The organism is Adhaeribacter terrigena (assembly GCF_016623615.1).
In the GTDB taxonomy this organism is placed as follows: Bacteria; Bacteroidota; Bacteroidia; order Cytophagales; family Hymenobacteraceae; genus Adhaeribacter_A; species Adhaeribacter_A terrigena.
Map to the genome: position 1 here is coordinate 1 of NZ_JAEHFX010000003.1, position 12,807 is coordinate 12,807.

A 12,807-nucleotide genomic window follows, 5' to 3' on the forward strand; every position below is an offset into this window, starting at 1 on the left:
CACTAATCACTAATCACTAATCACTAATCACTAATCACTAATCACTAATCACTAATCACTAATCACTAATCACTAATTCACCCGCACCAGGTCTATTTTCTGCACAGGGTTAATTACGAGCGGCACTTTTTCTACTTTCACGGAGCTGGTATCCAGGCCAAACCATTTGCTTTCGGAGCTGGTGAATTGCTTGATCCAGAAATAGGTTTGCATGATGATCTTTTCCTTGAACGGCAGGTCGTTTTCGTAAGAAAGGAATTTCTCCAATACTACGAAACGGAAATCGCCGGTCAGGTTCTGGCGGCCTAAAGATTCGTAGCGGGAAGTAATGTCTACTTCGCCGTTCTTTACCATATCTTCCACCACTTTCCGGAAAAACAAATTGATGCGCTGCTCCACCCGGAATCCTAAACGGAAATTGATCCGGATCACGTCGTTTTCGGCAATGCGGTGTACTTTGTATTCCATGGTATAGGGCTCATCCATAGTATCTACGTGCACAAACCAGTAGATATCGGCGCGTTTGGGGCGTTTCTGGAAAATGGAATAAATGATCTTCGATTCAATTTCCTTGGCTTTGGAAGAACTCGTTAAGAAAACCAGGTGCGTGGAATATTTCGGTACGGTTTCGTCCGCACTCAGAGCTTTCAGGTTGTCCAGGTAATTGCTCAGGCGTACATATTCGGTAAGGCGGCGTTTGATGTTGAAGGCTTTGAGCCAGATGTACATAACCGTAATAAGCGAAATTCCCAATAGAAGTGAAACCCAGCCGCCATGCGGGAATTTCAATAAATTGGCCACCAGGAACGAAAGCTCGATCCCTAAATAAACCACCACGAACAAACCGATCAGTAAGCGCGAAACCTTCTTTTTAACCAGGTAATACGTGAACATGATGGTGGTCATGAGCATGGTAAGCGTAATGGAAAGCCCGTAAGCCGCCTCCATGTGTTCCGATTCCTTGAAATAAAGCACCACGCCAATACAACCTAAGAGCAAAAGCGTGTTTACGCTGGGCACAAACAACTGTCCCTTCACGTTGGTAGGGTAGTTCAGTTTTACTTTCGGCCAGAAATTGAGGCGTATCGCTTCGGAGATCAGGGTAAACGAACCGGTAATTAAGGCCTGGCTCGCAATAACGGCCGCAATGGTGGCAATGGCAATTCCCACCGGTAAAAACCAGGCCGGCATGATGCCATAAAAAGGATTCTCCTCCAGTTTTTCGCCGAAATGCAGGGTTAACCAGGCTCCCTGACCAAAATAATTAAGCACAAGGCAGGTCTTTACGTAGATCCAGCTGATCCGGATATTGCCTTTTCCGCAGTGCCCCAGGTCGGTATAAAGCGCTTCGGCCCCGGTAGTACACAGGAAAACGCCCCCCAGTAACCAAAAGCCGCCCGGATAATTTACCAGCATATTATACCCGTAATACGGGTTCAGGGCTTTCAGAATTTCAGGGTGATGCAGGATGTTTATGATACCCAACGCCCCCAGCATAAAAAACCAGATAAACATAACCGGTCCGAACGCTTTGCCCACGATCTGGGTACCGAACCGCTGCATCAGGAACAGGAAGATCAGAATCCCGATCACGATGGGTACGGTAGGAATATCGGGCTTGATGATGCGCAAACCTTCCACGGCCGAAGAAACCGAAATGGGCGGCGTGATCATGCCATCGGCTAAAAGCGCAGCTCCGCCGATAATAGCCGGGATGGTAAGCCATTTGGCTTTGCGCCGCACCAGGGTATAGAGCGTTAATATTCCGCCTTCCCCTTTGTTATCGGCCTGCAAAGTCAGGATTACGTATTTTATGGTGGTGAGCAGGGTCAGGGTCCAGAAAACGCAGGAAATTCCCCCGTAAACCAGCGTTTCGTTTATCGGCGCATCACCCACAATGGCTTTCATTACGTAGAGCGGCGAAGTGCCAATATCGCCGTAAATAATGCCCAATGAAATTAATAAACCGGCCGTAGAAACACGGCTGTGGTTATGATTGCTTTCCATTCAGTAGAAATTTATTCAAATATAAGCGGTAAACGGATTCGGAAATAAAAGAAAATAAAACCCCGGGCGCGCGATAAAAAACGCTATGGTTTCGGGCCGGAAAAGTGCAGCGGCGAACCAGCCAGTTAAAAAAAGGCTTTTGAAGGGTTCAGGTAATAAAGCGTAGGGTAGGGAACATGCTTGGTAGGGCGCAATTCTTTGCTTTATTGCAGCCTGGCACATTTTATAAGAAGAGGAAAAACCCGTCCGCTGGAAAAAACAGGTGCGGACGGGTTTTATAATTAGTTTACTTTCAGTAATTCAACGTCGAAAATTAAGGTAGCGTTCGGCCCGATATCGGCGCCGGCGCCTTGCGCACCGTAAGCTAACTCAGCCGGAATGTAAAGTCTCCATTTGGCGCCTTCCTTCATCATCATTAAAGCCTGGGTCCAGCCGGCAATTACGCCGTTTACCGGGAAAGTAGCCGGTTGGCCGCGCTCGTAAGAACTATCGAAAACGGTGCCGTCTATTAAAGTACCTTTGTAGTGGGTGGTTACGTTATCGGTGCGGGAAGGTGTTTTGCCGGTTCCTTCGTTCAGGATCTCGTATTGCATGCCGCTTGGCAGCGTGTGTACGCCAGCTTTGTTTTTGTTGGCAGCTAAAAATTCCTGGCCTTCTTTTTTGTTGTTTTCACCTGCTTTGCCGGCTTTTTCCTGGAACTTCTGCTCCATTTCCTGTTGCAGCTGCATCATGGTTTGCTGGGTTTCTTCAGCGCTTAATGCCGAAGGTTTACCGGCCATGGCATCTTTCAAACCAGAAAGTAACGCATCTGCTTCTATTTCAATGCCTTGCTTGCTGAAATTACTCGCCATGTCGCGGCCAATAATGTAGCTGATCTTTTCTTTTAGCGTGTTCAATGTCTTTTGTCAAATGTTCGTTGCAAAAGTAAATGCTGCAATTGGCATTGCCTAATTTTTAACTCAGAATCAGCCGAAAACGGTAGGGTAGGACAACAAAAAAGCAACCGATGCGGGTTGCTTTTCTATATTTTAAAGGCAGCAATTAAGCTTAGAGATAAAGATAGTATTCTTCGTCGGAGAAATTCAGTTCTATATCTACCGGGTTTAACCAGGCAGTAACTAATAAACCAACGGTGCCTAGCACGAACAAAGACGAAATGGCGGTAAATTTTTTCATCGGAGCAGGATCTTTCTGTTATGATTTGCGGTTACCAACATAACGCATTAAACGGTTTTATGTTTTCCGTTAAGGGTAAATAAATCATTATCAAATGCTAACGTTGAAAAATTGTTAGTTGGGCCAGGAAATTCAACTTTATTTGCCCCGTAGGAATGAATATAAGTTTATTGGAGCATGTATTTTTCCGGTAAAACAGTAATTTTAAACAAGTTATAAAGTTAAGCGGGCAAACGGGTTTTTATTTTACGTCCGGCTGCTTTATTTTCATAGTAAAAAATGGTATCCTTTTTATACTAAAAAGTCGTGTTTATCGTTTTAAGGGCAAAAAGTAGTTGCGAAATTGCTGCGCGAAAACAACGTTTAAAAAGTCTATTCATTTTTTTTATCAGCATAGATTGCCAATATTTGCAACAAGTTAAATTATGAACCCATTCACAAACATCTGGTCTTATGAAGCAAACCAATTTACTGGTTTTGTGGCTTCATCGCACCACGTATCGCAGAGCGATATGCTGAATGGTTATTGCCTGCCGTTCTATACGGCGCAAAAAGACTTTAATAAGTAGGTCGGAAGTTCCATTCCGGCCAAAAAAACTGCCTTTCCCAAACCCTGAAGGACCTTTCGTTCTTTCTAACGTTTATTTCTTTAACCAATTTTCTTTTTATTTCCAATGGTCATGAACATGAGCATTCGGCGAATGCTTGCTTTGGCATTTGCGGCAGCTTACGCTGCGGTTATCGCGTTTTCACTTTCTAACCCGGCCTTGCTGTGGCTGCTGGTTTTGTTGGTGCCGCTAAACCTGGTTCTGGTACAAAACCTTTTTCAGAAGAAACACGCCATTCTCCGGAATTATCCGCTTCTGGGTTACCTGCGTTACTTTTTTGAAAGCATCCGCCCGGAAATGCGTCAGTATTTTTTTGAATCCGACCTGGACGGGAAACCTTTCAGCCGCCGGCAACGCAGCATTGTGTACCAGCGGGCCAAGAACGTAAAGCAAACCGTGCCTTTCGGCATGCAAAGCAACAGCCAGGAGATTGGCTACGAATGGATCGCCCATGCCATGTTTCCTGCCCATATTAAACTGGAAGACCTCCGCGTGAACGTAGGCAGCAGCCGCTGTAAACAACCTTACAACGCCAGCATCCTGAATATTTCGGCTATGAGCTATGGCTCGCTGAGCAAAACCGCCGTGATGGCCTTAAACGGCGGTGCGCGGCTCGATAACTTTGCCCACAACACCGGCGAAGGCGGCATCAGCCCGTTCCATATAGAAGAAGGCGGCGACCTGATCTGGCAAATTGGTACGGGTTATTTCGGCTGCCGGAACAAAGACGGTAATTTCGACGAAAAACTTTTCCAGGAACAGGTGGCCCACCCGAACATTAAAATGGTGGAGATCAAGCTGAGCCAGGGCGCTAAGCCGGGGCACGGCGGTATTCTGCCGGCCGCTAAAAACACGCCTGAAATTGCCGCTATCCGGAAAGTTGAGCCGCATACTACGGTTGCATCGCCGCCGTCGCACAGCGCTTTTTCGGATCAGTTCACGCTCTTACTTTTCATTGAGAAGCTGCGCGTTTTATCGGAAGGAAAACCCATTGGCATTAAACTTTGTTTAGGTAATAAAGATGAGTTTGAAATGCTTTGTATGGAAATGAAGCATAATAACCTGTTCCCCGATTTTATTGCCATAGACGGTGCCGAAGGCGGAACCGGCGCAGCGCCGCTGGAATTTACCGACAGCCTGGGCATGCCGATATACGATGCGCTCACGTTTGTGCACAACCGCCTGCAGTATTATGGTCTTCGGAATGAAATTAAACTGATGGCCGCCGGCAAGATTATTACCGGTATCGATATTATAAAAGCGGTTTCTTTAGGAGCCGATATGTGCTACAGCGCCCGCGGATTTATGTTCTCGCTGGGTTGTATCCAGGCCCTGCAATGCGATTCCGGAAAATGCCCGGTTGGTATTGCCACGCAGGAGAAGAGTTTGTACAAAGGCCTCGATGTGTCGGATAAAAAAGTGCGGGTTGCAAACTTCCACCGCAATACCATAAAAGCTACCATAGAAGTAATGGAAGCCTGTGGGTTTGCCTCACTGAACGATATTAAACCTGATAAGATCTTCCGCAGAGTGGAGCAGGGCAAAAACCTGAGCTTCGATCAGATCTATTTTAATCAGAGCGGCAACAGTTTAACGAAAGGCCATAACTTAATTCCTAATTAATATGAACAATATATATGTAACCCAAAAAGACCACCAGCGCCTGCACGAAATGGTGCAGATCCAGCGTGGCAACAACGGCAACAGTAAATATGCTGCCCAGTTGGGAATTGAATTAAAACGCGCCAAACAGGTTAAGCCGGAAGACATTCTGGAATGCGTGGTAACCATGAACTCCAAAGTGCGGCTGCGTGAACTGAAAAGCAAGAAAGAGTTTGAAATTACGCTGGTTTACCCCCAGGATGTAAATATTAACGAACGAAAAGTGTCTATCCTGGCCCCGGTAGGTATTGCCATTTTAGGCTGCAAAGAAGGCGATGTGGTAGAACTTCCGGTTCCTACCGGCACCACCATTAGCTACGTGATCGAGAAAGTAATTTATCAACCCGAAGCCGCCGGCGATTTCCATTTGTAAAAAGTGTATCTTCAACGGCGCCCGGTCAAACGGCCGGGCAAAACTTCGCTTCGTTTCCATTTCTGGAAATTCATTGATCTTTTCCGCTTACTCAGGCGGGTTTTATACCCCTAAACCATAGCGTTTCCGGTAACTTTATAAAAAGAAAGCTAGTAAAGGCATTCAGCAGAAACAAAATCGGGCGGCACTTCAGGTGCCGTTCCGCCTTTAAAGGGTACTTATTAATACGGGTAATTTTCTTTCGGATGCGGTTTCATTTTTTACAGATGCGTTTATGGAAATTTTCAGGTTAGATCTTGCCAGCCTTTTTGTTATTGAAGCATCGGTTAGTGAGCTCATCGTCCGGGGCGTGATCTTATACCTGGGAATCCTGCTCCTGTTCCGGGTTTTGCCCCGGCGCACCGGCGGCGAACTGGAATTCATGGATCTGGTTTTTGTGCTTTTAATTGCGGAAGCTGCCACCCACGCGTTCGGCGAATATTCTTCTATAACCGAAGCGTTTATTGTAATTGCTACACTCATGGGTATGAATAACCTGGTGAACCGGCTTAGTTATCATTCCAAATTCATTGCCCGGCTGGTCGAATCCAAAGCCATCCAGATCGTAAAAGACGGCAAAATGCTGCGCCGCAACATGCGCCGCGAATTCCTGACCCAGGATGAACTTTATGAGCAACTCCGCAAAGAGGGCGTGGAAGATATTCAGGAAGTGAAAAAAGCCTTCATAGAAAGCGACGGTACGATCAGCGTCATTACTAAGGATAAAAAGTAACGCATTTTTTTAATTTGAAACCGGAAAACGGTAGGGTTTTAAACTGAAAACCCTACCGTTTTTTTTTATCCGTTTTCATCCCGCAAGTTTAACGCAGCGTAACTTTTGGGTTTAATATTTGGTCAGTTTGTAACTTACCTTGCCTGCAAGGCAAACAACAAGGCCCGCTATAAATACGGTAGGTTTTTGTAAAGAAAAAGTCGCAATAATAAAATCGCAATGCTTCTGCCAGTTACAAACTTGCTAAAAAATGATCGTCACGAGTTATGGCTGCGCCTAAACTTGCGACATGGTTGTTGATTTTTTTCGTTTGCTGGTTCGGGTTTTATACCAGAAAAGCATAGCGTTTTTAATGGTGAGTAATTGGTAAACTACTTAGCAATAAGTTTGCTGGTGCGAGCCTCCGGCTCGTATCTTTTTAATAGCTTAAATCAAAAAAGGATACGAGCCGGAGGCTCGCACCAGCGAATTTTAGCATCACCAAAGTATTGAGTCATCCCGAACGAAGTTGAGGGATCTAACTCGTACCGAATACGCACGAGGTTTGACTAGGTGGTATGGCAAGGAATTTTTTACTACGCTCAAATTCCATGGTAGTACCAGTTAGTTTCTTCGACAGGCTCAGAATGACGCAATAAATTATAGCAATCTATAAACCTGACTTTTCAGCTTAAAACCCTACCTTTTCCAAACTAATAAAAACAAAAAAGGGAAGCTAAAACCAGCTTCCCTTTTTTATAAATCGAACAATCGAATATCGAAAATCCGAACAATCGAATCTTACATATTCCGACGGTACTGCCCGCCAACTTCGAACAACGCATTTGTGATCTGACCCAAGGTACAGTATTTCGCAACTTCCATCAGTTCGTCAAAAATGTTTTCGTTTTTGATAGCGCGTTCCTGTAATGCTTTCAATAAGCCTGGAATTTTATCTTCGTTCCGTTTATGCTGTTTCTGCATTTCGGAGATCTGGAATTGCTTTTCTTCTTCGGTTGCGCGGATAACTTCAGAAGGAATAATGGTAGGAGAGCCCTGGCTGCTTAAGAAGGTGTTTACGCCGATGATCGGGTATTCACCAGTGTGTTTCAGGGTTTCGTAATATAAACTTTCTTCCTGGATCTTGCCGCGCTGATACATCGTTTCCATTGCACCTAATACGCCGCCGCGTTCTGTGATCCGGTCGAACTCCTGCAATACCGCTTCTTCTACCAGGTCGGTCAATTCTTCGATAATGAAAGAGCCTTGCAGCGGGTTTTCGTTTTTGGCTAAACCTAATTCGCGGTTAATGATCAGCTGGATGGCCATAGCACGACGAACGGAACCTTCGGTTGGCGTGGTGATCGCTTCGTCGTAGGCGTTGGTGTGCAGGGAATTACAGTTGTCGTAGATCGCGTAAAGGGCTTGGAGCGTAGTGCGGATGTCGTTGAAGTCGATCTCCTGGGCGTGCAGCGAACGGCCGGACGTCTGGATGTGGTACTTCAGCATTTGCGAACGCGAATTGGCACCATATTTCAGCTTCATCGCTTTCGCCCAGATTCTGCGCGCCACACGACCAATTACCGCGTATTCCGGATCGATGCCGTTGGAGAAGAAGAAGCTCAGGTTTGGGGCGAACGCGTTGATATCCATACCGCGGCTCACGTAGTATTCCACGAAGGTGAAACCGTTGGCCAGCGTGAACGCTAACTGCGAAATTGGGTTGGCGCCGGCTTCTGCAATGTGGTAACCGGAAATAGATACCGAATAGAAATTACGGACGTTGTGGTCGATGAAATACTGCTGCACGTCACCCATTAAACGCAGGGAGAATTCGGTGCTGAAGATACAGGTATTTTGCGCCTGGTCTTCTTTCAGGATATCGGCTTGTACGGTTCCGCGAACGGAAGCCAGGGTGCGTTCTTTTATAGAAGCGTAAACATCGGCCGGTAAAACCTGGTCGCCGGTTACGCCTAAAAGCATTAAGCCTAAGCCGTTGTTGCCTTCCGGAAGTTCGCCCTGGTAGGTTGGCCGCGCCTGACCTTTTGCTTTATAAATTGCTTCGATCTTGGCGTTAACTTCCGCTTCCAGGCCGTTTTCTTTAATGTAAAGTTCGCACTGCTGATCGATGGCGGCGTTCATAAAGAAAGCCGTTAAGATAGCCGCCGGACCGTTGATGGTCATCGAAACCGAGGTTTTCGGATCGGCTAAGTTAAAGCCGGAGTACAGTTTTTTAGCGGCATCTAAGCTCCAAACGCTCACGCCGGAGTTACCAATTTTACCATAAATATCCGGACGGTGATCCGGGTCTTCGCCGTAAAGCGTTACCGAGTCGAAAGCCGTGGAAAGGCGTTTGGCTGGCATTCCTAAAGACACGTAGTGGAAACGACGGTTGGTACGTTCCGGTCCGCCTTCACCAGCAAACATACGCGTTGGATCTTCGCCTTCGCGCTTGAACGGGAATACGCCGGCGGTGTAAGGGAATTCGCCCGGTACGTTTTCCTGCAGGCTCCATTTCAGGATATCGCCCCAGGCCTGGTAGCTTGGCGTTACTACTTTCGGGATCTGTAAATGCGATAAACTTTCGGTGTGGGTGGCAACTTTCAGTTCCTTATCGCGCACCTTGAAAACGAAGAATTCATCTTTGTAAGACTTGCGTTTCGCTTCCCAGTTATCTAATAATTTTTTGTTCTGGCCGTCCAGTTTCAGCGCAGTTTCTTCGTAGGCGTATTCCAGCTGTTTTACCAGGCGGTCTTTGTCTTCCACGTCCATACCGGAAATGGTTTCTACTGATTTGCGCAGGCCGAACAGTTTCTGCGCTACTTCAGCCTGGTCTTTCACCCACTTATCGTAGTTGCGGTTGTTCTCCGAAATTTCGGATAAGTAACGCGTGCGGCTCGGCGGAATGATGTAAACTTTCTCGCTCATTTCGCCGGTGGTGGTTAAATGCGAAGCAAATTCTACCCCGGTTTTTTCGGAGATGCGCAACATTACGGCTTTGTACAAACGGTTCATTCCCGGGTCGTTGAACTGCGAGGCGATGGTTCCGAAAACCGGAATATCGTCGTCGTTGGTGTCCCAGAGCTGGTGGTTGCGCTTGTATTGTTTCTTCACGTCGCGGATCGCATCGAGGGCGCCGCGCTTGTCGAATTTGTTCAGGGCAATGATGTCGGCAAAATCCAGCATATCGATCTTTTCCAGCTGCGTGGCCGCACCGTATTCCGGTGTCATTACGTACAGGCTGGCATCGGAATGCTCGATAATTTCGGTGTCGGACTGGCCAATACCGGAAGTTTCCAGGATTATCAGGTCGAAGTGGGCGGCTTTTACGATGTCTACGGCGTCCTGCACGTATTTGCTCAAAGCCAGGTTGCTCTGGCGGGTGGCCAGGGAACGCATATAAACACGCTCGTTCGAGATCGCATTCATCCGGATACGGTCGCCTAATAACGCGCCGCCGGTTTTGCGTTTCGAAGGGTCTACGGAAATAATGGCAATGGTTTTGGTCGGGAAATCGATGAGGAAACGACGAACCAATTCATCTACCAAAGAAGATTTACCGGCGCCACCGGTTCCGGTTATGCCTAAAACCGGCGTAACAGGGCGGCCATTCTTGGCTTCGATCTCTTCGTTCTGTTTAATAAGGTCGTGCTTGATCTTGGCGTATTCTTCCGGGAAGTTTTCGGCGGCCGAAATTAAGCGGGCAATGGCTTTAACGTCTTTGTTTTTGAGTTGCTTTACTTCGCCGTTCAGGTTTTCGCCGGTCGGGAAATCGCAGCGGTGCAGCATATCGTTGATCATACCCTGCAAACCCATTGCGCGTCCGTCGTCGGGAGAGTAAATGCGGGTTACGCCGTAGCCTTCCAGTTCTTTAATTTCGGTGGGCAGAATTACGCCGCCGCCGCCGGCAAAGATCCGGATATGGCCCGATTTTTTCTCCTTCAGCAGGTCGTACATATATTTAAGGTACTCCACGTGGCCGCCCTGGTAGGAGGTAAGCGCAATGGCCTGGGCATCTTCCTGGATGGCGCAATCCACGATCTCCTGCACGGAGCGGTTGTGGCCGAGGTGAATTACTTCCGCACCGGAGGCCTGGATGATGCGGCGCATAATATTGATACTCGCATCGTGGCCGTCGAAAAGGGAAGCGGCGGTAACAATGCGGATGTGATTTACGGGTTTATACGGTTCTATTTTGGTGGCGTGCATACAGCGGTATTCTGGTTAAGATAGAAACTGCCGCGAAGGTACGGAAAATCTAGGAAATGTGCAGGGGAGAGGGAAATTGGGCTAGAACAATAAAAAAGGAGTTATAAGGTATTGCAAATCTGTGTAACTTCAATTAGAATTCTATTTATCATAAATTTCGAAGGTGAATTTTGACCATTCTTCTCTATAAATTTTTGTAGTAAAGTATGTAAAGTTATGAAAAAGTCTTTTTCACTTTTATATCTTTGAATCTCTGAGATATTTCTATACCGACCTTTAAATATATTTAAAATGATTTTTAATGAATCATAATTACATTCTTTTATTAATTTAAAGAACTTTTTAGCTGATACATTATTAAAAATTGGTAAATAATAATTTGCAAAATTTGAATTACCTATTTCTGTTCCAAATTTAGGCAAATCTGAATACATTAGTTTTATTACCTGTTTTGCTTTTCGGTCATTTTCCTCTTTATATAAGGATTCATTTATTTCTATCGCAGTAGTTGCTAGCTTATTTAAATGGATAAAATTGGGATTATCTGGATGAAAGTTAAACTCATATTGAAGGACATCTGAATATTCATTTTCTTTATTCAATCTCATTCCCTTGATTAGGGATTCAACAAGCTTATCTACCTTAAATTTTAAGGGATTATTAAATCTAAGTGCGAAATTAAAAATATTAAAAATTTCAAAAATTTTAAATTTTCCTTGGCTTGCAAATTTTATTAGTTCAGAAGTTTTAGACCTATATTCTTTTGAATTTAGTAAGCCTAAATTTTTATCCTCAAGACTTAAATAGATTTTATAATAATCTGGTAGTTCTTCTTCCTTTGGAAAGGATTTTTCTAAATCTTCTTTTAAGAGATTTTCATTTAAAAAAATAGAAAGGGTAATAAAATCGAAAATATGCGGAAAGAAGATATAGTTAAAGGACGGTTTGTAATATTTATCCTTTATTAGATTAAGAACTTCTTTAATTTCTGAAGTTCGGCCTTCCTTTTTTTCTACAGGTTTTGTCCCTCCATTAGGAGAGTTTAACCAATTTAATTCTCCTAAACTAAAACTTGACTTTATTGATAATTGTTCTTTGTCATCTTTCGTAATTACTCTTTTTCGAAATTCTATAGATGTGGATATCACAAACAAAAGTATAGATGAAAATTGGTCACGAGTAATTTGATAGTTTACTTTAAAACACTTATCATAAACATTAGAAAGAATGTCTAATGTAAAAATTATATTTCGAAGGTTTTCGTCTGCGTTCTTTAATAAATTAATAATAAATTCCTTTTCCTCAATTAAGTAATTATGAAAAGGAATATTAAAAGCAGCATATCTTTCATAGACTATGCTATCGAAAACATCATTTATCGTTTGTGTAAATTCAACAGTTAAACCAATTGTTTTTTCTTTAATTATATTATATTTTTTCTTATTGATTATATTCTCATTAGCAATGATAATAACTTTTGTAGAGTCATTTTCAACTAATGAATTTATATAACCTATTATTTCTTCATATTTAAATTCTTTGCTTACTCTTTCTAAATCATCAAAACAGATTACTATTTGTTGATATTGTATTTTTTTTCTTAACGTAATGAAATCTTCTGGAAGGTAATCCTTTAAATCTACTTCAGTTTTATTTTTGATATATCCTATAGCTGCATTCATTAACAATTTGCCACCCTTTTTAGCCACATTACTTTCTAATAAAGGATAAAGTTGAGTGTAAATATCTTCTGTGATTTCCGATATATTTTTCTTCCCAAATAAAGAAACTTTAATCGGAATGTATTTTTTATCCTCATTTCCAAAAATGTCAGTTGTACTTATTATTTCTAATAAATTGTTATTGTAATAATAAGTCTTACCTGATCCCCAGTTACCAGTTATTAATAATGCATAATTTGTTTCTGAAACTAAATATCGTTTCACTGCTTCATCTAAATGAGAATGTATAGTTGACATTTGAAACTAGTTTAATTGAGAAACATTTTTTAAATATTCAAA

9 protein-coding genes are annotated in these 12,807 nt (G+C 43.8%); 4 read left to right on the forward strand and 5 right to left on the reverse strand.

What is annotated here, in order from left to right:
* Positions 1–72: 72 nt before the first annotated feature.
* The 3 genes from I5M27_RS06745 to I5M27_RS18705 form a co-directional block, all read right to left on the reverse strand.
* Positions 73–2,007, reverse strand: a complete 1,935-nt coding sequence (locus I5M27_RS06745) for a KUP/HAK/KT family potassium transporter (RefSeq protein ID WP_200505438.1) — start codon at positions 2,005–2,007, stop codon at positions 73–75.
* A gap of 281 nt (positions 2,008–2,288) precedes the next feature.
* Positions 2,289–2,903, reverse strand: coding sequence for an FKBP-type peptidyl-prolyl cis-trans isomerase (locus tag I5M27_RS06750; RefSeq protein ID WP_200505439.1), 615 nt, complete (start codon positions 2,901–2,903; stop codon positions 2,289–2,291).
* Between the two features lie 151 nt (positions 2,904–3,054).
* Positions 3,055–3,183 (reverse strand): hypothetical protein, encoded by a 129-nt coding sequence (locus I5M27_RS18705; RefSeq protein WP_262896444.1) that lies wholly within the window; start codon positions 3,181–3,183, stop codon positions 3,055–3,057.
* Between the two features lie 425 nt (positions 3,184–3,608).
* Between I5M27_RS18705 and I5M27_RS06755 the strand changes: the two genes are divergently transcribed.
* From I5M27_RS06755 to I5M27_RS06770, 4 genes are all read left to right on the forward strand, one after another.
* Complete coding sequence (locus I5M27_RS06755; RefSeq protein WP_200505440.1) at positions 3,609–3,752, forward strand: hypothetical protein; 144 nt, start codon at positions 3,609–3,611, stop codon at positions 3,750–3,752.
* 117 nt (positions 3,753–3,869) lie between these two features.
* Positions 3,870–5,414 carry an FMN-binding glutamate synthase family protein gene (locus I5M27_RS06760; protein WP_234462433.1) on the forward strand — a complete coding sequence of 515 codons (1,545 nt, stop codon included), beginning with the start codon at positions 3,870–3,872 and terminating at the stop codon, positions 5,412–5,414.
* Position 5,415: 1 nt separating this feature from the next.
* On the forward strand, positions 5,416–5,826 hold the full coding sequence (gene rnk / locus I5M27_RS06765) for a nucleoside diphosphate kinase regulator (protein ID WP_200505441.1): 411 nt from the start codon (positions 5,416–5,418) through the stop codon (positions 5,824–5,826).
* A 274-nt stretch (positions 5,827–6,100) separates the two neighbouring features.
* Complete coding sequence (locus I5M27_RS06770) at positions 6,101–6,598, forward strand: DUF421 domain-containing protein (protein WP_200505442.1); 498 nt, start codon at positions 6,101–6,103, stop codon at positions 6,596–6,598.
* 780 nt (positions 6,599–7,378) lie between these two features.
* Here the strand turns inward: I5M27_RS06770 and I5M27_RS06775 are convergent.
* A complete protein-coding gene (locus I5M27_RS06775) occupies positions 7,379–10,786 on the reverse strand; it encodes a methylmalonyl-CoA mutase family protein (RefSeq protein WP_200505443.1) in 3,408 nt (1,135 codons plus the stop codon).
* 101 nt (positions 10,787–10,887) lie between these two features.
* A complete protein-coding gene (locus I5M27_RS06780) occupies positions 10,888–12,765 on the reverse strand; it encodes a P-loop NTPase fold protein (protein ID WP_200505444.1) in 1,878 nt (625 codons plus the stop codon).
* Between the last annotated feature and the right edge of the window lie 42 nt (positions 12,766–12,807).

Excerpts from the sequence above, each read along its gene's own strand:
- I5M27_RS06745 (WP_200505438.1), bottom strand. The coding sequence starts at position 2,007 with ATGGAAAGCAATCATAACCACAGCCGTGTTTCTACGGCCGGTTTATTA.
- I5M27_RS18705 (WP_262896444.1), bottom strand. The coding sequence starts at position 3,183 with ATGAAAAAATTTACCGCCATTTCGTCTTTGTTCGTGCTAGGCACCGTT.
- I5M27_RS06755 (WP_200505440.1), top strand. The coding sequence starts at position 3,609 with ATGAACCCATTCACAAACATCTGGTCTTATGAAGCAAACCAATTTACT.
- I5M27_RS06760 (WP_234462433.1), top strand. The coding sequence starts at position 3,870 with ATGAGCATTCGGCGAATGCTTGCTTTGGCATTTGCGGCAGCTTACGCT.
- rnk (WP_200505441.1), top strand. The coding sequence starts at position 5,416 with ATGAACAATATATATGTAACCCAAAAAGACCACCAGCGCCTGCACGAA.
- I5M27_RS06770 (WP_200505442.1), top strand. The coding sequence starts at position 6,101 with ATGGAAATTTTCAGGTTAGATCTTGCCAGCCTTTTTGTTATTGAAGCA.
- I5M27_RS06775 (WP_200505443.1), bottom strand. The coding sequence starts at position 10,786 with ATGCACGCCACCAAAATAGAACCGTATAAACCCGTAAATCACATCCGC.
- I5M27_RS06780 (WP_200505444.1), bottom strand. The coding sequence starts at position 12,765 with ATGTCAACTATACATTCTCATTTAGATGAAGCAGTGAAACGATATTTA.